General features: G+C 73.5%; 19 protein-coding genes. 11 read left to right on the top strand and 8 right to left on the bottom strand.

Annotated features, from left to right (window positions below; translation table 11 throughout):
* Positions 1–73 precede the first annotated feature (73 nt).
* The gene (locus tag ACZ4K2_RS08100) at positions 74–3,388 is read right to left on the bottom strand and encodes a S41 family peptidase (RefSeq protein WP_467470722.1); all 3,315 of its coding nucleotides are present in this window, start codon (positions 3,386–3,388) and stop codon (positions 74–76) included.
* A gap of 188 nt (positions 3,389–3,576) precedes the next feature.
* On the opposite strand from ACZ4K2_RS08100, the gene ACZ4K2_RS08095 reads away from it, so the two are divergent.
* The 7 genes from ACZ4K2_RS08095 to ACZ4K2_RS08065 all read left to right on the top strand — a co-directional run bounded on the left by ACZ4K2_RS08095 (position 3,577) and on the right by ACZ4K2_RS08065 (position 9,403).
* Entirely contained in the window at positions 3,577–4,179 is a 603-nt protein-coding gene (locus tag ACZ4K2_RS08095; RefSeq protein WP_467470720.1) for a TetR/AcrR family transcriptional regulator, read from the top strand.
* A gap of 106 nt (positions 4,180–4,285) precedes the next feature.
* Complete coding sequence (locus tag ACZ4K2_RS08090; protein ID WP_467470717.1) at positions 4,286–6,490, top strand: MMPL family transporter; 2,205 nt, start codon at positions 4,286–4,288, stop codon at positions 6,488–6,490.
* A gap of 148 nt (positions 6,491–6,638) precedes the next feature.
* Positions 6,639–7,487 carry a helix-turn-helix domain-containing protein gene (locus ACZ4K2_RS08085; protein ID WP_467470715.1) on the top strand — a complete coding sequence of 283 codons (849 nt, stop codon included), beginning with the start codon at positions 6,639–6,641 and terminating at the stop codon, positions 7,485–7,487.
* Positions 7,484–7,672, top strand: coding sequence for a DUF397 domain-containing protein (locus tag ACZ4K2_RS08080; RefSeq protein ID WP_467470714.1), 189 nt, complete (start codon positions 7,484–7,486; stop codon positions 7,670–7,672). The genes ACZ4K2_RS08085 and ACZ4K2_RS08080 overlap by 4 nt, the downstream gene beginning before the upstream one ends.
* Before the next feature lie 17 nt (positions 7,673–7,689).
* Positions 7,690–8,205, top strand: coding sequence for a YbaK/EbsC family protein (locus ACZ4K2_RS08075; RefSeq protein ID WP_467470712.1), 516 nt, complete (start codon positions 7,690–7,692; stop codon positions 8,203–8,205).
* Complete coding sequence (locus tag ACZ4K2_RS08070) at positions 8,202–9,047, top strand: EamA family transporter (RefSeq protein WP_467470710.1); 846 nt, start codon at positions 8,202–8,204, stop codon at positions 9,045–9,047. Before ACZ4K2_RS08075 ends, ACZ4K2_RS08070 begins: the two co-directional genes overlap by 4 nt.
* Positions 9,048–9,121: 74 nt before the next feature.
* Complete coding sequence (locus ACZ4K2_RS08065) at positions 9,122–9,403, top strand: DUF1876 domain-containing protein (protein WP_467470708.1); 282 nt, start codon at positions 9,122–9,124, stop codon at positions 9,401–9,403.
* Positions 9,404–9,430: 27 nt separating this feature from the next.
* Here the strand turns inward: ACZ4K2_RS08065 and ACZ4K2_RS08060 are convergent, their stop codons facing one another.
* The 4 genes from ACZ4K2_RS08060 to ACZ4K2_RS08045 form a co-directional block, all read right to left on the bottom strand.
* The gene (locus ACZ4K2_RS08060) at positions 9,431–10,600 is read right to left on the bottom strand and encodes a serine hydrolase domain-containing protein (protein ID WP_467470706.1); all 1,170 of its coding nucleotides are present in this window, start codon (positions 10,598–10,600) and stop codon (positions 9,431–9,433) included.
* A gap of 133 nt (positions 10,601–10,733) precedes the next feature.
* On the bottom strand, positions 10,734–11,492 hold the full coding sequence (locus tag ACZ4K2_RS08055; RefSeq protein WP_467470704.1) for an energy-coupling factor ABC transporter ATP-binding protein: 759 nt from the start codon (positions 11,490–11,492) through the stop codon (positions 10,734–10,736).
* Positions 11,480–12,241, bottom strand: coding sequence for a cobalt ECF transporter T component CbiQ (gene cbiQ, locus ACZ4K2_RS08050; protein WP_467470702.1), 762 nt, complete (start codon positions 12,239–12,241; stop codon positions 11,480–11,482). Before cbiQ ends, ACZ4K2_RS08055 begins: the two co-directional genes overlap by 13 nt.
* A gap of 1 nt (position 12,242) precedes the next feature.
* Entirely contained in the window at positions 12,243–13,286 is a 1,044-nt protein-coding gene (locus tag ACZ4K2_RS08045) for an energy-coupling factor ABC transporter permease (RefSeq protein ID WP_467470700.1), read from the bottom strand.
* Positions 13,287–13,457: 171 nt separating this feature from the next.
* Here ACZ4K2_RS08045 and ACZ4K2_RS08040 point away from each other — a divergent pair, with 171 nt between their 5' ends.
* Positions 13,458–13,796 carry an SsgA family sporulation/cell division regulator gene (locus tag ACZ4K2_RS08040; protein WP_467470698.1) on the top strand — a complete coding sequence of 113 codons (339 nt, stop codon included), beginning with the start codon at positions 13,458–13,460 and terminating at the stop codon, positions 13,794–13,796.
* Here ACZ4K2_RS08040 and ACZ4K2_RS08035 read toward each other — a convergent pair whose 3' ends face one another.
* From ACZ4K2_RS08035 to ACZ4K2_RS08025, 3 genes are all read right to left on the bottom strand, one after another.
* Positions 13,797–15,461 carry a penicillin-binding transpeptidase domain-containing protein gene (locus ACZ4K2_RS08035; protein WP_467470696.1) on the bottom strand — a complete coding sequence of 555 codons (1,665 nt, stop codon included), beginning with the start codon at positions 15,459–15,461 and terminating at the stop codon, positions 13,797–13,799.
* Positions 15,462–15,557: 96 nt separating this feature from the next.
* Entirely contained in the window at positions 15,558–17,189 is a 1,632-nt protein-coding gene (locus ACZ4K2_RS08030; protein WP_467470694.1) for a penicillin-binding transpeptidase domain-containing protein, read from the bottom strand.
* A gap of 219 nt (positions 17,190–17,408) precedes the next feature.
* Positions 17,409–19,166, bottom strand: a complete 1,758-nt coding sequence (locus tag ACZ4K2_RS08025) for a dolichyl-phosphate-mannose--protein mannosyltransferase (RefSeq protein ID WP_467470692.1) — start codon at positions 19,164–19,166, stop codon at positions 17,409–17,411.
* A 125-nt stretch (positions 19,167–19,291) separates the two neighbouring features.
* Here ACZ4K2_RS08025 and rsmI point away from each other — a divergent pair, with 125 nt between their 5' ends.
* The 3 genes from rsmI to ACZ4K2_RS08010 all read left to right on the top strand — a co-directional run bounded on the left by rsmI (position 19,292) and on the right by ACZ4K2_RS08010 (position 21,870).
* On the top strand, positions 19,292–20,140 hold the full coding sequence (gene rsmI, locus ACZ4K2_RS08020; protein ID WP_467470690.1) for a 16S rRNA (cytidine(1402)-2'-O)-methyltransferase: 849 nt from the start codon (positions 19,292–19,294) through the stop codon (positions 20,138–20,140).
* A gap of 360 nt (positions 20,141–20,500) precedes the next feature.
* Positions 20,501–20,923 carry a hypothetical protein gene (locus ACZ4K2_RS08015; RefSeq protein WP_467470688.1) on the top strand — a complete coding sequence of 141 codons (423 nt, stop codon included), beginning with the start codon at positions 20,501–20,503 and terminating at the stop codon, positions 20,921–20,923.
* Between the two features lie 47 nt (positions 20,924–20,970).
* Entirely contained in the window at positions 20,971–21,870 is a 900-nt protein-coding gene (locus ACZ4K2_RS08010; RefSeq protein WP_467470686.1) for a TatD family hydrolase, read from the top strand.
* Positions 21,871–21,969: the final 99 nt, after the last annotated feature.

The following is a 21,969-nucleotide window of genomic DNA, read 5'->3' as shown; positions in this document are numbered from 1 at the left end:
CCGGGACCGACGCGGGGTGCCCTCCGGAGCGGAGGGCACCCCGTGCTCGTGGCGGCGCGCGGGGGCCGGGCCGTCACGAGGTGCGCGGGGGCAGCTTCGGCCTCGCCCGGTTCGGTACGTCGCCGTAGTCCGGGGGGACCGCCGCGGGCGTGACCCGGAGCAGGTCGAGGGCGAGCCGGACGGCGTCGTCCAGGACGGGGTAGCGGCCCTCCGCCCAGTCCAGGGGGGTGCGCAGGACCTCCACGTCGGGGGAGACGCCGTGGTTCTCGACGGACCAGCCGTAGGGTTCGAACCAGGCCGCGTTCATCGGCACGGTGATGACCGTCCCGTCGCCGAGGCGGTGCCGGCCGGTCATGCCGACGACCCCGCCCCAGGTCCGCTGGCCGACGACCGGGCCGAGGGCCAGCAGCTTGAAGGCCGCGGTGATCATGTCGCCGTCCGACGAGGTCGCCTCGTCGGCCAGGGCCACCACCGGCCCGCGGGGCGCGTTGGAGGTGTACGACACCGGCTGCGCGTTCCGGGTCAGGTCCCAGCCCAGGATCGTACGGGTCAGCTTCTCGATGACGAGTTCGCTGATGTGCCCGCCCGCGTTGCCGCGCACGTCCACGATCAGGGCGGGCCGGGACACCTCCATGCGCACGTCGCGGTTGAACTGGGCCCAGCCGGAGCCGCCCATGTCGGGGATGTGTAGATAGCCGCACGCGCCGCCGCTCAACTCCCTGACGACCGCGCGGCGTTTGGCGACCCAGTCCTGGTAGCGCAGCGGCCGTTCGTCGACGAGGGGGACGACGGCGACCCGCCGGGCCCGCCCGGAGCCGTCCTCGCCCGAGGTGAACGTCAGCTCCACCGTGGTGCCGCCCGAGCCGGCCAGCAGCGGGGCGGGGCCGGTGACCGGGTCGACCGGGCGGCCGTCGACGTGGGTCAGGACGGCGCCCTCGCGGATGCCCGTGCCGGCCAGCGGCGAGCGGGCCTTGGAGTCGGAGGAGTCGCCGGGCAGGATGCGCCGGATCGTCCAGTGCCCGTCGCGGCGGACCAGGTTGGCGCCGAGGAGGCCCTGCCGGCGCTGGTAGTGCGGCGGCCCCTCGTTGCGGCGCGCGGCGGTGACGTAGGCGTGGGAGGTGCCGAGTTCGCCGAGGACCTCGCGCAGCAGGTCGGCGAACTCGTCCGGGGAGGCGACCCGTTCGACGAGCGGGCGGTACTGGGCGAGCACCGCGTCCCAGTCGATGCCGCACATGCCCGGGTCCCAGTAGTAGGCGCGGATCAGCCGCCCCGCCTCCTCGTACGCCTGGCGCCACTCGGCGGGCGGGTCCACCAGGTGCAGGATGCGGCGCAGGTCGATCCAGACGGTCGTGTCGCCGTCGCCGGGCTCGGTCGACGGCACCGCCCGCAGCTCGCCCTCGTCCACCACGACCAGCCGGGTGCCGTCGCCGCTGACCGCGAACCAGTCGAGGTGGCCGACCAGTTCGGACTTCTTCGCCTTGGTGAGGGTGAAGTGCTCCAGGGTCGGGCGCCCGCTGACGTCCGCGGGGTTGACGAAGGTCTCGCCGAGCGCGCCGGAGATCGGCCAGCGCAGCCAGACCAGGCCGCCGCCCGCCACCGGGGACAGCGCGGAGTACTTGGAGGCGACGACGGGGAACGGGGTGACCCGGTTGGCCAGCCCCTCGACCTCGACCGTCACCGTCCCGCTCTCGCCGCTCTCCTCGTCCTCCAGCGGGTCGAGCCCGCCGGCGGCCGGACGGCCCTCCGGGTTGAGGGCGAAGGGGGAGGGGGTCGCCGAGGACAGTGTCACGAGGTAGGGGCGGCAGCCGAGCGGGAAGGACAGGTCGCCGGTGTGGACGTCGTAGACCGGGTCGAAGCCGCGCCAGGAGAGGAAGGCGAGGTAGCGGCCGTCGCGGGTGAAGACCGGGTTCTCGTCCTCGAAGCGGCCGTCGGTGACGTCCACGATCAGCCGGTCCTTGATGCGGGCCAGCTTGATCTGGCGCAGGGAGCGGCCGATGCCGGGGTGCGACCAGGTGAGCCAGGAGCCGTCGGGGGAGAAGGCCAGGTCGCGCACCGGCCCGTTGACGGACCGCACCAGCTCGGCGACGACCCCGGCGCCCGCGGTTCCTCCGGGCGCCCGCGCCGCCGCGGCAGCCCCGTCGGCCTGCTCTGCCTCCGTTCCCCCCGTCCCTTCCTCCTCCGTGACGTCGATCAGCAGGAGCCGTCCGTCGTGCGAGGCGACGGCCAGCCGTTCGCCCAGCGGGTCGCAGACCATCTCCAGTACGCGGCCCAGCGCGCCGGAGGCCAGCCGGCGGGGGGCGCGGTCGCCGGTGGCGCGGGGGAGCTGGGCGATCTCGACGGCGTCCTCGCCCTCGGCGTCGGTGACGTAGGCGACCTGCCCGGTGGAGCCCAGCATCTCCGGCAGCCGGACCCGGACGCCGGGCGTGTCGGTGATCGTCCGGGCCGGGCCGTCGCGGTGGGTGAGCCAGTGCAGGCTCCCGCGGACGACGACCGCGCTGGCCCGGCCGGTCTCGTCGACCGAGATGCCGTCGGTGTTCTGCGCGGCCGGCACCTGGTAGGAGCGGCGGCCGGTGCGCGGTCCGGAGAGCCGGACGTCGAGCCGGCGCGGTTCGCCGCTCGCGGAGAAGTCGTCCACCAGCCACAGGTCGCCCGCGCACTGGTAGACCACCCGGTCGCCGTCGCCGGCCGCGTGCCGGGCGTAGAAGGCGTCGTGGTCGCTGTGGCGGCGCAGGTCGGTGCCGTCGTGGGCGCAGGAGTAGAGGTTGCCGACGCCCTCGTGGTCGGAGAGGAAGGCGATCCGGCCGGCGACGAACATCGGGGAGGCGAGGTGGCCGCCGAGGTCGGGCAGCAGGCGCTGCCCGTGCACCCAGAGGCGGCCCGTGGCACCGCCGCGGTACCGCTTCCAGGAGGCCGGTTCGTGCGGTGGGGTGCCGGTGAGCAGCAGCGTCTTGTGCTCTCCGGCGACGTCGGCGACCTGGATCTCGGTGACCGGGCCCCACGGCAGCCGGCCGCCCGGGTCGCCGTCCGCGGCGACCTTGTAGGCCCAGGTGAAGTAGGAGAAGGGCTGGCCGTGGGAGGCCACGGCCAGGATCTCGCCGTCCGGGGTCCAGCCGCACACCTGGGTGTCGAGGCTGCCCCAGTACGTGAGCTGCCGCGCGGGCCCGCCGGCGTCCACGTCGACGAGGTGGATCTCGGGGACGAGGCTGCGCCAGTTCGTGTAGGCGATCAGGCGGCCGTCCGGCGAGAAGCGCGGGTGCCCGGCCTTGGTGCGGTCCGCGGTGAGCCGCCAGGCGCGGTCCGGCGCGTCGAGGCGGGCCAGCCAGAGGTCGTCCTCGGCCACGAAGCACAGAAGGTCGCCGCTCAGGTGGGGGAAGCGCAGATAGCTCACCTCCCCATGCTTTTCCGGGCACACCGCGGCAGCAACTCGTGGCCGGCGGGAGCGGGGCGCCGCGGATGCTTACGGGGCCTTCACCTTCGTGACCCAACCCACGTACGAAACCGTTTCGTTTCGTTTATGGGCGGGGTATCTTCGTGGATGTACGACGAAGAAGGTCGCGGAGCGGGAAGGTGGCGGGCATGACCGAGGCCGTCGCGGCGGCACGCCGCAGCCGGATCACGCCCGAGCGCGAGGCCGAGCTGTACGAGGCCGTGCTCGACCTGCTCCGCGAGGTCGGCTACGACGCCCTCACCATGGACGCCGTGGCCGCCCGCACCCGGTCCAGCAAGGCCACGCTCTACCGCCAGTGGGGCGGCAAGGCCCAACTGGTCGTCCAGGCCCTGCGGCACGGCAAGCGGGGCCGCGTGGAGGACATCGACACCGGCTCCCTCCGTGGTGACCTGCACGCCCTGACGGCGCTGGAGGACGACTGCACCATGGAGCGGAACTCCGCGCTGATGCGGGGCGTCGCCATGGCGATGCACCACAACGACGATCTGCGCGAGGCGTTCCGGGAACAGCTCATCGATCCCGAGATGGGCGGGTTCCGGCAGGTCCTGCAACGGGCGATCGACCGGGGCGAGGTCCGACCGGACTGCCCGGCGATCGACTTCCTGCTGCACATGATGGTCGGCGGCTTCGCCACCCGCGCGCTGCTCGACGACCAGCCGCCCGACCAGGCCTTCCTCATCTCGTACATCGACGCCGTGGTCCTCCCCGCCCTCGGCGTCCCGACCGGCTGAGTCCCCAGCGGTCCCCTTCCACCGGCTCCACCTGACGTCACCGCTCACGTCGTCGGGCTGATCGCCCCTGCCCAGAACCCCACGACCTGACCGGGAGTACGCCTCCGTGGCCACGTTCCTCTACAAACTCGGCCGTCTCGCCTTCCGGCGACGGCACTTCGTCGCCCTCATATGGGTCGCGCTGCTCACCCTCGCCGGGGTGGGCGCCGCGTCCGCGCCGGCCGCCGGCAACACGTCCTTCTCCATCCCCGGCACCGAGGCGCAGAAAGCCTTCGACCTGCTGGAACAGCGCTTCCCCGGGATGAGCGCCGACGGCGCCACCGCCCGTGTCGTCTTCAAGGCCCCCGACGGCGAGAAGGTGACGGCAGCCGCCCACAAGGCGGCCGTCGAGAAGACCGTCAAGGAGCTGGCGAGCGGCTCCGAGGTCGCCTCCGTCGCCGACCCCTACACCGCACACGCCGTCAGCCGCAGCGGCGCCGTCGCCTACGCCTCGGTGAAGTACGACGTCTCCGGCATGGAGCTGGCGGACTCCTCCAGGGACGCCCTGAAGGCGGCCGCGCAGCACGCGCGGGACGCCGGGCTGACCGTCGAGGTCGGCGGTGACGCGCTGAGCGCGACGCCCGAGACCGGCTCCAGCGAGGTCATCGGCATCGCGATCGCCGCTGTCGTCCTCGTCATCACCTTCGGCTCGCTCCTCGCCGCCGGTCTGCCGCTGCTGACCGCGATCATCGGCGTCGGCATCGGCGTCGCCTCGATCACCGCGCTCGCCAGCACGCTGGACCTCGGCTCCACCACCTCCACCCTGGCGACGATGATCGGCCTCGCCGTCGGCATCGACTACGCCCTGTTCATCGTCTCCCGCTACCGCGCCGAACTCGCCGAGGGCCGCGAGCGCGAGGAGGCCGCGGGCCGCGCCGTCGGCACGGCGGGCTCGGCGGTCGTCTTCGCCGGACTGACCGTCGTCATCGCCCTCGTCGGCCTCTCCGTCGTCAACATCCCGATGCTGACGAAGATGGGCGTCGCCGCGGCGGGCACCGTCGCCATCGCCGTGCTCATCGCCCTGACGATGATCCCGGCGCTGCTCGGCTACGCCGGCCGCAAGGTCAGGCCGGCCGGCCAGAAGAGCAGGCTGCTCGGCGGCGGCCGCACCCCGAAGCGGCCGGAGCGCCCCAACATGGGCACCCGCTGGGCCAGGTTCGTGGTCCGCCGCCCGGTCGCCGTCCTCGTGCTCGGCGTCCTCGGCCTCGGCGCCGCGGCACTCCCGGCCACCTCGCTGCAACTGGGCCTGCCCGACGACGGCTCCCAGCCGGTCTCCACCACCCAGCGCCGCGCCTACGACCTGCTCTCCGAGGGCTTCGGACCCGGCTTCAACGGCCCGCTGATGGTCGTCGTCGACGCCAAGGACAGCGCCGACCCGAAGGCCGTCTTCACCCGGGTCGGCGACGAGATCAAGGGCCTGAAGGACGTCGTCACGGTCACCCCGGCCGCGCCCAACAAGGCCGGCGACACCGCGACCATCACGGTGATCCCCGACTCCAAGCCGTCCTCGACCACCACCGAGGACCTCGTCCACGCCATCCGCGGCAAGGGCGCGGACATCGCCGCGAAGACCGGCTCCGAGGTGCTCGTCACCGGCTCCACCGCGATGAACATCGACGTCTCGCAGAAGCTGAACGACGCCCTGCTGCCGTACCTGGCGCTCGTCGTCGGCCTGGCCTTCCTGCTGCTGATCGTGGTCTTCCGGTCCGTCCTGGTCCCGCTGAAGGCGGCCCTCGGCTTCCTGCTGTCCGTCCTCGCCGCGCTCGGCGCCGTCGTCGCGGTCTTCCAGTGGGGCTGGCTGTCCGGCCTGTTGAACGTCGAGGAGACCGGCCCGGTCATGTCGATGATGCCGATCTTCATGGTGGGCGTCGTCTTCGGCCTCGCGATGGACTACGAGGTGTTCCTCGTGACCCGGATGCGGGAGGCGTACGTCCACGGCGAGAAGCCCACCCAGGCCGTGGTGACCGGCTTCCGGCACGGCGCACGGGTCGTGACCGCCGCCGCCGTCATCATGATCGCCGTCTTCTCCGGCTTCATCGGCTCCAGCGAGTCGATGATCAAGATGATCGGCTTCGGCCTCGCGATCGCCGTCTTCTTCGACGCGTTCGTCGTCCGCATGGCCATCGTCCCGGCGGTCCTCGCCCTGCTCGGCAAGCGGGCCTGGTGGCTGCCGAAGTGGCTGGACCGCGCGCTGCCCAACGTCGACGTCGAGGGCGAGGGGCTCCGCACCCACGCCGACCGCGACGAGGAGAAGGAGCTGGTCAACGCCTGACGCCCGGCGTCCGGCACAGAGCCGCCGGTGAGGGTGCCCGTGGGGACGGGGCCGCACCCTCACCGGCTTTCCGCTGTCCGGCGTCTGTCCCGTGCTGTCCCGGCTGTCCCGCGCGTTGTACGGGTACGGCTGGCGACGGAGGTGGCACGTGAACGAGGACGTGGACGAGTCCGGGTGGGACGTGGAACCGGGCGACGAGATCGAACCGGTCGTGCAGGCGGTGGGGCGCCTGCTGCGGGTGTGCCGGGAGTCGGCGGGGATGCGCGCCGCGGACCTGGGGGCCCTCACCGGCTACGGCGAGGACATGATCCGCAAGATGGAGAGCGGACAGCGGATCCCCCGGCCCGAGTTCCTGGACCGGGCGGACCAGGTCCTGAAGGCCCAGGGGCATCTGCGGGCGTTCATGGACGACATGAGGAAGGCCCGGTATCCGAAGCGGGTACGGGAGCTGAAGGCGCTGGAGGACCGTGCGATGGAGGTCCTCGTGTACAGCAACCACAACATCCAAGGGCTCTTGCAGGCGCCGGAGTACGCGCGGGCACTGTTCGAGATGGCACAGCCCGCGTACTCGGAGGACGAAATCGAGCGGGGCACCGCCGCCAGAATGGCGAGGAAGGCCATCTTCGAGCGGGACCCCGCCCCGACGCTCAGTTTCGTCCAGGAGCAGGTGACGCTGGAACGTCCCCTCGGTGGGCGGGCGGTGCTGAGAAGGCAGCTCGAACACCTCCTGGAGGTGGCGCGACTGCGCAACGTCAGCCTCCAGGTCATGCCGACCGACTGCGCCGAGCACGCCGGTGTCCACCACGGCATGATCCATCTCCTGAAGTTCGCCGACGGCACGGGGGTCGGCCGTTCCTCAGGCGCGTTCAACGGTCGGCCGGTTCAAACTCCCCGTGAGCTTCGTATCCTTGAACTGCGCTTCGGCAAGATCCGGGCGCAGGCTCTCACACCGCGGGAGTCGCTGGCCTTCGTCGAGCACGTGCTGGGGAGACTATGAACACGTCGTCGGAGCTCCGCTGGTTCAAGAGCAGTTACAGCGACAGCAGCGACATCAACGACTGCGTCGAGGTGGCCACCACCCCCACCGCCGTCCACGTCCGCGACTCGAAGTCTCCCGGGACCGCCCGGCTGACGCTCACCCCCGGCGCCTGGGCGCACTTCCTCACGCACGCCGCCGGGTGAGCCGTAGTGTGCCCACCATGACGACGACAACCGCCACCGGCGCCGAGGAGTTCGGCGCCCACCCCCGGTTCGCCGAAGCGCTGCGCACGCTCGGACTGGACGAGGTCCTCTCCCGCACCCGGCGCTTCCCCGACGCCACCCGGACCGCCGCCGAGGCCGCGGCCGCGATCGGGTGCGAGCTGAGCCAGATCTGCAAGTCGCTGGTCTTCGCCGCCGACGGGGTGCCGGTGCTGGTGCTGATGGACGGCGCCTCCCGCGTGGACGTGGAGCGGGTGCGGCAGGAACTGGGGGCCGCGAAGGTCACCCGCGCCGACGCCGGGATCGTCCGCGAGACCACCGGGTACGCCATCGGCGGCGTCCCGCCGTTCGGGCACCGTACGCGCACCCGGGTCCTCGCCGACCGCTCCCTCCTCGCCCACGACCAGGTGTGGGCGGCCGCCGGGACGCCGCACACCGTCTTCCCGATCGGTCCGCGGGACCTCGTCGCCCACGCGGGCGCGACACTGGTGGACGTGCGCGAGCGGACGGCGTGACACCGCTCGTGACGGCGGCCGTGCTGCTGGCCGCCGTCACGCACGCGAGCTGGAACGCCATCGCCCACCGCATCACCGACAAGCTCGCCGGCTTCGCCCTGATCTCCGGGGGCGGACTGCTCATCGGGCTCGCGGCGATCCCCTTCGTGGCGTTCCCGGCGGGACCCGCCTGGCCGTACCTGTTCGCCTCGGCGGCCGTGCACGTCGTCTACTACGCCCTGCTGATGACCTCCTTCCGGCTCGGCGACTTCGGGCAGGCGTACCCCCTCGCGCGCGGCAGCGCCCCGCTGGTGGTCACCGTGCTCGCCGCCGTCTTCGCCCACGAGGTGCCCGGCGCCTGGGCCGGGGCCGGCATCGCCGTGTCCTGCCTCGGCCTGACCGGCGTCGGCCTGTGGGGGCTGCGCGAGAGGCGGCCGGACTGGCCGGCCATCGGCGCGGCCCTGGCGACCGGCCTCACCATCGCCGCCTACACGGTGCTCGACGGCATGGGGGTCCGCGCCGCGCACGCGCCCCTCGGGTACACGGCGTGGCTGATGGCCGTGCAGGGCGCGGTCGTCCCCGCGTACCTGTACGCGCGCAGGCGGGGCGACACCGTACGGCTGCTGCGCCCGTACGCCGTCCTCGGGCTGCTCGGCGCCGCCCTGTCCGTCGCCGCGTACGCGCTGGTCCTGTGGGCGCAGACCCGCGCGCCGCTCGCCCCGGTCGCGGCGCTGCGCGAGTCGTCCGTCATCGTCGGCGCGGCCATCGGCGCGCTCTTCTTCCGCGAGCGCTTCGGCGCGCCCCGGATCGCGGCGGCGGGCCTGCTGGTGGTGGGCATAGGGCTGATGCTGCGCGCCGGGTAGCGGCCGCGGTGCCGACGTGCCGGGGCGGGGACGGTGGCGCACCCTGGAAGCAGTGGATTTCGGAGGTGGTCGCGATGACGACGCACACCGCTGTCGGATGGCACGTCGAGCTGGAGTTCAAGGAGGAGGACGAGCAGCACACGCGCGCGGTCGCCATGGTGCGCCTGGCCGACGGCACCGAGGTGCGGGCGCACGGCCGCGCCAGCAGGCACCAGGTCGACTCCAACCAGCCGCGGGTGGGCGAGGAGATCGCCGGTGCCCGCGCGCTCAACGAACTGGCCCTGCGGCTGCTGAGCAAGGCCCACGACGAGATCGACGCGGAGTCCGGGCGGGTCTCGCACCCGATCCACGTGTGACCCGCTCCGGCGCGCCCGCGCCCGCGTCTAGACCGCGGGGGCGAGCGCCGTGCGTACCGCCCGCACCAGCGACTGCGCCCTCGGGTCCGCCGTCACGCTCTGCCGGAAGCCGTTGGTGACGTAGCCGAAGGCGATCCCGGTGTCCGGGTCGGCGAAGCCGAGGGCGCCGCCGCGCCCGGGGTGGCCGAAGGAGCCCGGGGAGAGCAGCGGGGACGCGGCGCCGTGCAGCATGTGGCCGAGGCCGAAGCGGGTGGGGACGACCAGCACCCGGTCCGGCCCCGCGGAGCGCTCGGCCCGGGCCAGTTCCATGGTCCGCGGGGTGAACAGGCGGGTGCCGCCGTCCACGTCGCCGATGAGCGAGGCGTAGAAGCGGGCCAGCCCGTCGGCGGTGGCGATGCCGCCCGAGGCGGGCAGGGCCGCGGCACGGTAGGCGGGGTCGTTCTCGTCGGGCAGCGGCGTGATCGCGGCGAACGCGCGCCGGGTGAGGGAGTCCGGGTCGGCGTACGCCTCGGCCACCGCGCGCTTGGGGCGGATCTTCAGCCCGTCCGCGGTCTCGGGCGCCGCGGCCGGTCCGACGCGGCCCGCGCGCGCCCGCTCCGCCGCCGGCAGACCGAGCCACAGGTCCGCGCCGACCGGCCCGGCGATCTCGTCCGCCAGCCAGGCGCCGACCGGGCGGCCGGTGACCCGGCGCAGCAGTTCGCCGGTCAGCCAGCCGTAGGTCTGGGCGTGGTAGCCGTGGTCCGTGCCCGGCTCCCAGACGGGGGCCTGGGCGGCGACCGCCGCGGCGCCCAGATCGGGGTCGACGGCCTCGGCGGGGGTCAGCGGGCGGTCCAGGACGGGCACGCCCGCGCGGTGCGCGAGCAGGTCCCGTACCAGCGTGCGTTCCTTGCCGGCCGTCTTGTACTCGGGCCAGTACGTGCCGACCGGGGCGTCCAGGTCCAGTTCGCCGCGCTGGTGCAGGAGCAGCAGCGCGGCGGCGGCGACGCCCTTGGTGGCGGAGCGCACGATCTGCGCGGTCCCGCTCTCCCAGGGGGCCTCGCCGTCGATGTCCCTGGTGCCGGCCCACAGGTCCACGACCCGGTGCCCCTCGCGGTAGACGGCGACGGCCGCGCCGCGCTCGCCGAGCCGCGCGAAGTTCGCCGCGAACGCCTCCCTGACCGGCTCGAAGCCCTCGGCCACCGTGCCGTTCACGTCCACGCCCGCCGTCCCTTCCCTCGGGTCCCTCGGGTCCCTCGCCTGCGACAGTGGGGGAAACACCGGCCGCCCGCCCGCGATTCCGCGGTGGGACGGGGCCGGACGTGAGGTGCCTCTCAGTTTCCCGGCCGGTGCGTCACGCGCCCATGGCCACGGACCTCGGGTCGAAGCCGAACGGCAGCTCCAGGCGGTGCGCCCGCATCAGCGCGTCGTCGGAGAGCAGCGTGCCGGTCGGGCCGTCCGCCACGATCGCGCCGTCGCTGAGGACGAGCGCGCGCGGGCACAGCTCCAGGGCGTACGGCAGGTCGTGGGTGACCATGAGGACCGTGACGTCCAGGGAGCGCAGGATGTCGGCGAGTTCGCGGCGGGAGGCCGGGTCGAGGTTCGAGGACGGCTCGTCCAGGACCAGGATCTCCGGCTCCATGGCGAGCACGGTGGCCACCGCGACGCGGCGGCGCTGCCCGAAGGAGAGGTGGTGCGGCGGCCGGTCGGCGAAGTCCCGCATGCCGACCCGCTCCAGGGCGGTGCCCACCCGCTCCTCCAGCGCGGCCCCCTTGATCCCGGCGGCGGCCGGGCCGAACGCCACGTCCTCCCGCACGGTCGGCATGAAGAGCTGGTCGTCGGGGTCCTGGAAGACGATGCCGACCTTCTGCCGGATCGCGGCCATGTGCTCCTTGCCGACCGGCAGCCCGGCCACGGTCACCCTGCCGGTGCCGCCGCCCAGGATGCCGTTGAGGTGCAGCACCAGGGTCGTCTTGCCGGCGCCGTTGGGACCGAGCAGGGCCACCCGTTCGCCGCGGGCCAGGGAGAAGTCCACGCCGAACAGGGCCTGGTGCCCGTCCGGATAGGCGTACGCGAGGCCGGAGACCTCCAGAGAAGCAGTCACAGGAACCATCCCAGCAGACAGACGACGAGGGCGGCACAGGGGAGTGCCAGGGCGTGCCGCCACTGCGCGCGGGACGCGGTCACCTCGTCGATGACCGGCATCGCGCCGGCGTAGCCCCGGCTCACCATCGCCAGGTGCACGCGCTCCCCGCGCTCGTAGGAGCGGATGAACAGCGCCCCGGCGGACTTGGCGAGCACGCCCCAGTGCCGCACGCCCTTCGCCTCGAAGCCGCGCGACTCGCGGGCGATCCGCATCCGCCGCATCTCGTCGGTGATGACGTCGCCGTAGCGGATCATGAAGGAGGCGATCTGCACGAGCAGCGGCGGCAGCTTCAACCGCTGGAGCCCGAGCAGCAGTTCGCGCAGCTCGGTGGTGGCGGCGAGCAGCACGGAGGCGGCGACGCCGAGCGTGCCCTTGGCGAGCACGTTCCAGGCGCCCCACAGCCCGTTCACGCTGAGCGAGAGCCCGAGCACGTGCACCCGCTCGCCCTCCGCCACGAACGGCATGAGGACGGCGAACGCGACGAACGGCACCTCGATCAGCAGCCGTCGGAGCAGGAAGCCGGCGGGCACGCGCGCGCGGTGGGCGACGGCCGCGAGCAGCACGGCGTACCCGGCGAAGGCCCACATGGCCTCGCGCGGGGTCGACACCACGACCACCACGAACAGGAACGTGGCGGCGAGCTTGGTGTGCGGCGGCAGACCGTGCACGGGCGAGTGCCCGTGTCGGTACAGCCGGTGCGCGTGTCCCGCTCCCATCTCAGACGCCGGTGTTCGCGGGGGAGGCGTCGTTGTCGCGCCGCCTGCGCAGCGCCCAGAAGACCGCGCTGCCCGCGACGACGGTGACGCCGACGCCGATCACACCGGCGAGGCCGCCGGAGAGCCGCGCGTCGGTGATGTCCTTGACGCCGTAGTCGGCCAGCGGCGAGTCGGACGAGGCGTGCTCCTCCGTCTTCTTGTCGATGCCCTTGTCGTGCGCGACCTTCTCCAGGCCGTCGGGGTTCGCGGAGGCGTAGAAGCTGACGAAGCCGGCGAGGACGAGGGAGGTGACCAGGCCGGTCACCCACAGCGTGCGCCGCGAGGTGCGCGCCGCCACGGGCGCGGCCGGCGCCGGGGCGTCGACCAGCTCGCCGTTCACCCGGAGCTGGAGGCGCCGGCGCAGGCCGCGCGCGCCGTACACCAGGTCCGGGCGGACCGCGATGACGGCGCCGACGGTGAGCGCGGTGATGACCGCCTCGCCGATGCCGATCAGCACGTGCACGCCGACCATCGCGGTCGCGACCTTGCCGATGGAGACGTCGGTGGTGCCGCCGATCGCGTAGATCAGCGTGAAGGCGACCGCGGCGGCGGGCACCGACACCAGCGCGGCGACGAAGGAGGCCACGGTCACCGAGCGCCGTTTGCGGGGAAGCACGGCGAGCAGGCCGCGGAAGACGGCGTACGCCACGACGGTGGTGACGATCGCCATGTCGGTGATGTTCACGCCGAGCGCGGTCAGCCCGCCGTCGGCGAACAGCACGCCCTGCATCAGCAGGACGACCGACACGCACAGCACGGCCGTGTACGGGCCGACGAGGATCGCGGCGAGCGCCCCGCCGAGCAGATGGCCGCTGGTCCCGGCGGCGACCGGGAAGTTCAGCATCTGCACGGCGAAGATGAACGCCGCCACCAGGCCGGCCAGCGGGGCGGTGCGCTCGTCGAGTTCGCGGCGGGCACCGCGCAGGCTCACCGCGAGGGCGCCGGCGGCGACCACTCCGGTGACCGCGGAGGTCGGGGCGTCTATGAATCCGTCAGGTACGTGCACCCGACGATTTTAGGCCCTTGTTGCGAATGCCTTGCAAGAGAGACGTTGTCTCCTCTTTCCGCGGGGGCGGGCACCTGTTCCGGAAGGCGCCCACCGGGAGATGTGCGACTCTTGAGGGACAAGCGGATGCAGGGCTTTCGCATACGTCACGGTGCGTGAGAGGGCGGTCCGATGTCTGTGGTCGAACAGTACGCGCGTGCTCACATCGTCACGGACGAGGAGGACCCGGGGGCCGTCCCCGTCCTGCTGCGGTACGACCCCGACCGGGACCCCCGGTCGGTGCGGGTCGGCCTGCCCGGACCGCACGAGTGGACCTTCTCGCGCGCGCTGCTCGAACGGGGACTGCGGGCGCCGGCCGAGAGCGGGGACGTGCGGGTGTGGCCCTGCGGCCGGGTGCAGGCCGTCGTGGAGTTCCACACCGACGACGGCGTCGAGGTGGTCCAGTTCGAGTCGAGGGCCCTGCTCAGGTTCCTGCGGCGGACGTACACCGCCGAACCGGTGCGGACCTGATCAGCCCCCGAGCCTCAGCAGCTTCGCCACTATCGGCCCGGCCGTGTCGCCGCCGTGCCCGCCCGCCTGGACGACGCCCGCGGCGGCGAGGTCGCCGCGGTAGGCGGAGAACCAGCCGTTCGGCTTCTTCTGGCCGTCGACCTCGGCCGAACCGGTCTTCGCGCCGTAGTCCGGGCCGAGCCCCGACATGGCCTCGGCGGCCGTGCCGGACTCGGCCGTGTACCGCATCAGCTCGCGAAGCTGGGACAGCGTCCCGGGCGACATCTTGCGCGAGGCGGTGGCCAGCGTGCGGTGGTCGACGGAGGGCGCGACCAGGTACGGCTGGTGGAAGGTGCCCGAGCGCACGGTCGCCGCGACCGAGGCCATGTTCAGCGGGTTCATGCGCACCCCGCCCTGCCCGATCAGCGAGGCCGCCATCTGGGCCGCCGACTGCACCGGGACCGAGCCGTCGAAGGTGGGCACGCCGATCGCCCAGTTGTTCATCGACAGACCGAAGACCTGCTGGGCCTGCTTGGTCAGGTCGTCGTCCTTCAGCTTCTTCGCCTGGCTGATGAACGCCGTGTTGCAGGACCGGGCGAAGCTCGCCTTGAAGGTGCCGCCCTTGATCTCGAAGTCCTTGTCGTTGTGGAACTTCCAGCCGCCGTAGGTGAACGTCTTGGGGCAGGGGTGCTTCCTGTCCACCCCGGCCAGGACCTTTTCGAGCAGCAGCGACGACGTGATGATCTTCATGGTGGAGCCGGGCGCGAGGGAGCCCTGGAGGGCGACGTCGAAGCCGTGGCCATTGTTGGCGGCGGCGAGGACCTCACCGGTCGAGGGCCGCAGGACCACCACCGAGGCACGCGCGCGCTTGGCCACCAGCCGCTCGGCCTCCGCCTGGAACGCGGGGCTGAGCGTCGTGCGCACGGTGCCCGGGGTGCCCTTGCTCAGCTCCAGCAGCGTCTTGTCGGAGAGCTTGGCCTCCTTGGCCGCCTTGCCCCGCACCACGCGCAGCTCGACGCCCGCCGTGCCGCCCGCCTGCTTGCCGTACTTCTCCCGCAGGCCGTCCAGCACCGTGCCCAGGGACGGGTACCGCGCGGTCGTGATCTCGGTGCCGTCGCGGTCCAGCGCCTTCACGGGCGGGGTGCCGGACTCGCCGGTCACGAGGGTGTCGCCGTCGCGCAGGTCCGGGTGGACGACGGCGGCGCTCCAGTCGACCAGCGGCGCGCCGTCGCTCGCCCGGCGGGCCACGGTGAGCGAGCTGTCGTAGGCCAGGGGCTTGCTGACGCCCCGGTAGGCGACCGTCGCCCGCACGGTGAACGGGACCTGCGCGCCCTTCGGCGCCTTGGGGGTGACGGTGACGCCCGTCAGGTGGGCGTCCTTGGTGTAGCCGGTGAGCAGCTTGCCGGCGGCGGACGGCTCGTCGGTGACGGCCGCGGCCTCGGCGGCCCTGCCGTGCTGCCAGGCGGTGAGGAAGCGGGTGGCGGCCGTGTGGACCTCGGTCGCGGTGAGCGGGCCGGTCCGCACCGTCTTGCGGTGGGCCGCGGACCCCTCGTCGGCCGAGGCGCCGCCGTCGTACAGCGCGTAGACGCCGAACCCGGCGCCGCCGGCCACGACGGCGATCATCCCGCCGAGCACGGCGGGCCCGGTCTTCCGCCGTCGTTCGGCGACGCGTCTTCTCTTGCCCACAGCCTCGGTTCCTCCGCGCCTTTCCGGGATCTTCGCAGCCCGCACAACTCCCCAACGACGGCCTTCACCTTAAGGTCCCCGCCTCCCCGGGACACGTCAGGCGGTGTTCCGTAGCACGCTTGCGACAATCGGACCGGCGGCGTCGACGCCGTGTCCGCCGTCCTGGACCAGGGCCGCCGCCGCCACGTCGTCCCGGTATCCGGCGAACCAGCTGTCCGGCCTCTCCTCCCCGTCGACCTCGGCGGAACCGGTCTTCGCGCCGACGTCGCCGCTCAGCCCGGCCATCACACCGGCCGCGGTGCCGCTGCGCGCGGTGCGGTTCATCATCGCGCGCAGTTGCCGCACGGTGCCCGGCGACAGGCCGCGCGCCCGGGCCGGGTGCCGCCCGTCGAGTGAGAGCGGCACGATCACCGGCTGGCGGAAGACGCCGGTCGTCGCGGTCGCCGTCACGGACGCCATGTTCAGCGGGCTCATCTGGACCTGGCCCTGGCCGATCAGGGCCGCCGCCGTGTCGGGCCCGGCGGCGGCCGGCACCCGGCCGTCGAAGGACGGCACGCCGATCTGCCAGTCGTTCCGCCCGAGCCCGAACCGGTCCTCGGCCTCGCGGGTGAGGGTGTCCGGCGCCACCTCGTCCGCGAACTTGACGAAGGCCGTGTTGCAGGAGCGGGCGAAGCTGTCGGCGAGCGTGGCGTGCCCGTCGGGCGCCAGCCCCTCGAGGTTGTGGAAGGTCTGGCCCTGCCAGACGGCCGACGGCGGGCAGGGCGCCGGGCCGTCCGCGCGGGCCTTGCCGAGGTCGATGAGGGCCGCCGCGCTGACGATCTTCATCGTGGAGCCGGGGGCGCGTTCGCCGAGGAGGGCCGCGCCGAAGCCGTCCCGCCGGTTGTCGGCGACGGCGAGGATCTCGCCGGTGCTCGGCTTGACGGCCGCCACGGACGACTCGGGGTACTTCATGACGGCCGTCTCGGCAGCCGCCTGGACGCTCGCGCTGAGCGTGGTCACGAGCCTGCCGGGCCTGCCCTCGGCGAGGGTCGCCAGCGGGGTGTCCGCGGGCCGGGTGCCGTCGGCCCCCGCCTGGTGGCGTATCACCAGTTCCGCGCCGGGCCGGCCGCCCGCCGCGCCGCCGTACCGCCGGCGCAGCTCGTCCAGGACCGGGCCGAGGGACGGGTACCGCTGCCGGGTCAGTAGCCGCCCGTCCCGGTCCACGGGCCGGATCTCCGGGGCGGCCGACGCGCCGGTGGCGAGCGTGTCCCCCTCGCGCAGGCGCGGGTGGACGACGGAGGGCCGCCAGTCGACCAGCGCCCGGTGCGAGGTCCGGCCCCGGACGACGGTCAGCGTGCCGCGGTAGGACAGCGGGCGGGACGTGCCGCGGTACGACACCGTCGCCGCCACCGCGAACGGCACGGTGTCCCCGGTGGTCCGGCCGGGCGTGATCCGCACCCCGCCGATGTGCGCGGCACCGCGGTAGGCCGTGAGCAGGTCCCGGGCCGCCTGCGGGTAGTTCGTGTACGAGGCCGCGGCCGCCGCGTCTCCCCGCTGCCAGGCGGCGAAGAACGCGGAGGTCGTCGCCCGCACCTCGGAGGCGTCGGGCGGCCCCGTGGGCACCGCCGGGCGGCCCGGGCCGTCGTCGCCGCGCAGCGCGGCCGCGAAGGTGTACACCCCGTATCCGGCGCCGCCGAGCAGCGCGACGCACACACCGGCCGTGACGGTGGCCTTGACCCCCTTGCGCATGGCGCGGCTCCCCTTCCCGTCCCCCCTGTATTGAACGTGTTCAATACAGGCTTCCGCGGGAGCACTGTAAGCGGTCGTGGGGGCCCCGGTGACCGCACGTGTCGAAACCGTTACCCCACCGCGGGGCCCTGCCGGCCGGTCAGATCGGCCGGCAGGTCGCAGTGCGGGTCACCCGGGAACGGCCGCCGGTACTGCTCCCCGGGGCCGGTCATCCCCGCGTCACACCCACGTGTCCAGCCACATCCGCGACCGCCACTGGTCGATCGGGATCGCCTGGCCGGTGTAGATCGGCCAGAAGTAGATGAAGTTCCAGACGATCAGCAGCACCAGTACGCCCGCCGCGGTGGCGCCGACCACCCGGCGGGTGTCGCCGGAACCCGGTGGCCCGATGATCGCGCCGATCATCATCGCCACCGCCAGGCACAGGAACGGCAGGAAGACGACCGCGTAGAAGAGGAAGATCGTCCGCTCCTGGTACAGGAACCAGGGCAGGTAGCCCGCCGCGATCCCGCACGCGATGGCACCGGCCCGCCAGTCCCGGCGGAACGCCCAGCGCCACAGCACGTAGACGAGCGCGAAGCAGGCCGCCCACCACAGCACCGGCGTGCCGAGCGCCAGCACCTCGCGGGCGCACTTCTCGCCCGCGTCGGCCGGGCAGCCGCCCGTGCCGGGGGAGGGGGACTCGTAGAAGTACGACACCGGGCGGCCCAGCACGATCCAGCTCCACGGATTCGACTGGTACGTGTGCGGCTGGTCGAGGTGGACGTGGAACTTGTACACCTCGTGCTCGTAGTGCCACAGGCTGCGCAGCCAGTCCGGCAGGAACGCCCAGGTGCCGCCCTTGCCGTCGGTCGCCGCCCAGTTCCGGTAGTAGCCGCCCGTGCCGTCGGACGCGGAGAGGATCCAGCCGGTCCAGGACGCCAGGTAGACCACCAGCGCCACCGGGACCGTCGCCAGGAAGGCCATGCCGGTGTCGTACTTGAGGACGGCGGCGTACGGGCGCCGGGCGCCGGCCACCTTGCGGGTGCCGACGTCCCACAGGACCGTCATCACGCAGAACGCGACCATGACGTACAGGCCGTTCCACTTCGTGCCGGCGGCCAGCCCCAGCATCGCCCCGGCCGCCCAGCGCCAGGGCCGCCACCCGAAGCGGAAGGTGTCGGCGAGCTGTGCGTCCGGCCGGACCCGGCCGTCCGGCCCCGCGGGCAGTGCGGCGGCCAGTCTCGCCCGCGCCCGGTCCCGGTCGAGGACCAGACAGCCGAACGCGGCCACCACGAAGAACATCAGCACGCCGTCGAGGAGCGAGGTCCGGCTCATCACGAAGTGCAGGCCGTCCACCGCCATCAGCGTGCCCGCGAGGCAGCCGAGGAACGTCGAGCGGAAGACGCGCCGCCCGATCCGGCACAGCATCAGCACGCTCAGCGTCCCCAGCAGCGCCGTCATGAACCGCCAGCCGAACGGGTCGAACCCGAAGACCAGCTCCCCGAGCCCGATCACGTACTTGCCGACCGGCGGGTGCACCACGTACGCGGGGTCCGTGGGCAGCGCCAGGCGGCCGTGCTGACTGAGGACCATGTCGTTGGCGTTCTTGCCGTACTGGTCCCAGCTCACCTCGAAACCGCGGTGGACGAGCGCCCAGGCGTCCTTCGCGTAGTACGTCTCGTCGAATATCACCGCGTCCGGGCTGCCCAACCGCCAGAACCGCAGCACGCCCGCCAGCAGCGTCACCAGCAGCGGCCCGGCCCAGCCCGACCAGCGCGTGATCCGGCCGGCGAGGACCGGCCCCGCGCCGAGCGCCCGCCACAGCCGGGGGCTCGGCTGCGTGTACGGCGGAACCAGCCGGTCGCGGACGTCGCCCGCGGGCGCGTCCCCGGCCGGTGCGTATCCGAATCGGCGCAGCCGCCGCTGCCACGACGGCCGCGGGTCGTCTGGTGCCCGGCCCTGCCGGAGGTCCATGGAGGACGCGGTACTGGTCACCGCGCCATCGTAGGGAACCGTGCTGTGCGAGTCCCGCGCATGCGCGGTACCGGTCGGGACACGGTCGGATTCCGCCGCCCCGCCCGCCCCGGAGCCCGCCCGGGAACTCCTGGGAGGATGGGGGGGTGACTGGAACCCTTGTCCTCGCAGGTACCCCCATCGGCGACATCGCGGACGCGCCGCCCCGGCTCGCCGAGGAGCTGGCCGGCGCCGACGTGATCGCCGCCGAGGACACGCGGCGGCTGCGTCGGCTGACCCAGGCGCTGGGCGTCACGCCCGGCGGCCGCGTGGTGTCGTACTTCGAGGGCAACGAGTCCGCCCGCACCCCCGAACTGGTCGCCGAGCTGCTCGGCGGCGCGCGCGTGCTGCTGGTGACCGACGCCGGCATGCCCTCCGTCTCCGACCCGGGCTACCGGCTGGTCGCGGCCGCCGTGGCGGAGGACGTCCGGGTCACCGCCGTCCCCGGGCCGTCCGCCGTGCTCACCGCGCTCGCCCTGTCCGGGCTGCCCGTCGACCGGTTCTGCTTCGAGGGCTTCCTGCCGCGCAAGGCCGGCGAACGCCTCTCCCGGCTGCGCGAGGTCGCGGGCGAGCGGCGCACCCTCGTCTACTTCGAGGCCCCGCACCGGCTCGACGACACCCTCGCCGCCATGGCCGAGGTCTTCGGCGCGGACCGGCGGGCCGCCGTCTGCCGCGAGCTGACCAAGACCTACGAGGAGGTGCGGCGCGGTCCGCTGGCCGAGCTGGCCGAGTGGGCCGCGGAGGGCGTGCGCGGGGAGATCACCGTCGTGGTCGAGGGCGCGCCCGAGACCGGGCCCGAGGAGCTGGACGCCGAGGAGCTGGTGCGCCGGGTGCGGGTGCGCGAGGAGGCCGGCGAGCGCCGCAAGGAGGCCATCGCGGCGGTGGCGGCGCAGGCCGGGCTGCCCAAGCGGGTGGTGTTCGACGCGGTGGTGGAGGCCAAGAAGGCGGCCGGCTGAGCGCCCCGGCCGGTCTCCGGGTCTCCCGGCCGGGCCCGTCGGCTTCCTGGCCGGTTCTCTGGGCTTCCCGGCCCGTTCCGCGGGCGTCCCGGCGCCCGTCCTCTGAGCGGGGCGCGTCTCGGCTGAGCGTGCGCCCCATGCGCGGGCAAAAGGCCGGCGGTGAAGGCAAAGCCCAGCTCCCCCACCCGGAGCGCTTGGGCAAGCGGAGCCCAAATCGACTCCAACACTCGACAGGCCGCATGCGTTCGCCCCGGTGGGAGGCGTCCACTGGTCGGAGGGACGCACCCGTCCCACGCCCCGGGAACCGGCGGGGGGAGCCCGTACGCCGGGGTGCTTGTCCAGCGGACAAGAGGAGCTGGCATGAGTGACACAGCAGGGCGGACCGGCCTGCGCGGTACGGCCACAGCCATCGTCCACGAGTCGTATTCGTTCGCCTGCATGCATTGCGGGCACGGCTGGGAACAGTCGTACGAGATAGAGCACCACACGGACGCCGAGGGGGCGGAATTCGTGTGCTACGTGGCCGACGGGCTGGTGGTGCCGTCGCCGCTGAGCCGGCCGAGCTGCCAGAACTGCGACGGCCACGTCGTGCGGATCATGCGCGCGGGCCAGGTCTCCTCGGTGCGCAGCGCCGCCGACCGGCTGCACCACCCGGTGCCGCAGGCCGGGCCGGCCGAGGCGCCCCGGGTACCGGCCGCGGGCGGCGGGGCGGCGGTCCCGGCGCACGGGCACCACTGGCACCTGTCCGACCTGCTGCACCCGTTCCAGCGCAAGGCGGGCTGAACGGATCTCCGGTCCGGGCCGGCATGCCCCTTTCGTAGGATCGGGGCATGCCTTCGAACGCCGGCCAGCGCCCCAGGGACGACGACAAGAACGCGGCACCGCCGCTCCCGGCCCCGCTGCGGGTGCCCGTCGCCGACTCCCACACCCACCTCGACATGCAGTCCGGCACGGTCGAGGAGGGCCTGGCGAAGGCGGCTTCCGTGGGCGTCACGACCGTCGTCCAGGTCGGCTGCGACATCGCGGGCTCGCGCTGGGCCGCCGAGACCGCGGCCGCCCACGACGGCGTCCACGCGACCGTCGCCCTCCACCCCAACGAGGCCCCGCGCATCGTGCACGGCGACCCCGACGGATGGTCCCGGCAGGGCGCCCGGCGGCCCGGCGGCGACGCGGCCCTGGACGAGGCGCTCGCCGAGATCGACCGGCTCGCCGCACTGCCCCAGGTCAGGGGCGTGGGCGAGACCGGGCTCGACCACTTCCGCACCGGGCCCGAGGGCAAGGACGCGCAGGAGCGGTCCTTCCGCGCCCACATCGAGATCGCCAAACGGCACGGCAAGGCGCTCGTCATCCACGACCGCGACGCCCACGCCGACGTGCTGCGGATCCTGAAGGAGGAGGGCGCCCCCGAGCGCACCGTCTTCCACTGCTACTCCGGCGACGCCGAGATGGCCGGGATCTGCGCCCGCGAGGGCTACTTCATGTCCTTCGCGGGCAACGTCACCTTCAAGAACGCCCAGAACCTGCGGGATGCCCTCGCCGTCGCCCCGCTGGAGCTGGTCCTCGTGGAGACCGACGCGCCCTTCCTGACCCCGGCGCCGTACCGCGGGCGGCCCAACGCCCCGTACCTCGTCCCGGTCACGGTCCGGGCGATGGCCGCCGTACGGGGCATCGACGAGGACGCGCTGGCGACGGCGCTGGGTGCGAACACCGCCCGCGCCTTCGACTACTGAGAGTGAGTGAATCGTGACCGACGGGTAACGCCCGGTCGGCCCGGTTGGCATCGATCGGTCACGTTGTGTGCTCGCGCCGCTTTGGAGAGTGACCGGCGC

Source organism: Streptomyces sp. NPDC025833, from assembly GCF_055558055.1.
The sequence above is the reverse complement of the archived record's forward strand: the minus strand, read 5'-3'. Positions and strand labels throughout refer to the sequence as shown.

Bases quoted from the DNA above. Each gene is read 5' to 3' on its own strand.
- cbiQ (WP_467470702.1), bottom strand. From the start codon at position 12,241: ATGGGAGCGGGACACGCGCACCGGCTGTACCGACACGGGCACTCGCCC.
- ACZ4K2_RS08080 (WP_467470714.1), top strand. From the start codon at position 7,484: ATGAACACGTCGTCGGAGCTCCGCTGGTTCAAGAGCAGTTACAGCGAC.
- ACZ4K2_RS08055 (WP_467470704.1), bottom strand. From the start codon at position 11,492: ATGGTTCCTGTGACTGCTTCTCTGGAGGTCTCCGGCCTCGCGTACGCC.
- ACZ4K2_RS08065 (WP_467470708.1), top strand. From the start codon at position 9,122: ATGACGACGCACACCGCTGTCGGATGGCACGTCGAGCTGGAGTTCAAG.
- ACZ4K2_RS08030 (WP_467470694.1), bottom strand. From the start codon at position 17,189: ATGCGCAAGGGGGTCAAGGCCACCGTCACGGCCGGTGTGTGCGTCGCG.
- ACZ4K2_RS08010 (WP_467470686.1), top strand. From the start codon at position 20,971: ATGCCTTCGAACGCCGGCCAGCGCCCCAGGGACGACGACAAGAACGCG.
- ACZ4K2_RS08015 (WP_467470688.1), top strand. From the start codon at position 20,501: ATGAGTGACACAGCAGGGCGGACCGGCCTGCGCGGTACGGCCACAGCC.
- ACZ4K2_RS08040 (WP_467470698.1), top strand. From the start codon at position 13,458: ATGTCTGTGGTCGAACAGTACGCGCGTGCTCACATCGTCACGGACGAG.
- ACZ4K2_RS08095 (WP_467470720.1), top strand. From the start codon at position 3,577: ATGACCGAGGCCGTCGCGGCGGCACGCCGCAGCCGGATCACGCCCGAG.
- ACZ4K2_RS08075 (WP_467470712.1), top strand. From the start codon at position 7,690: ATGACGACGACAACCGCCACCGGCGCCGAGGAGTTCGGCGCCCACCCC.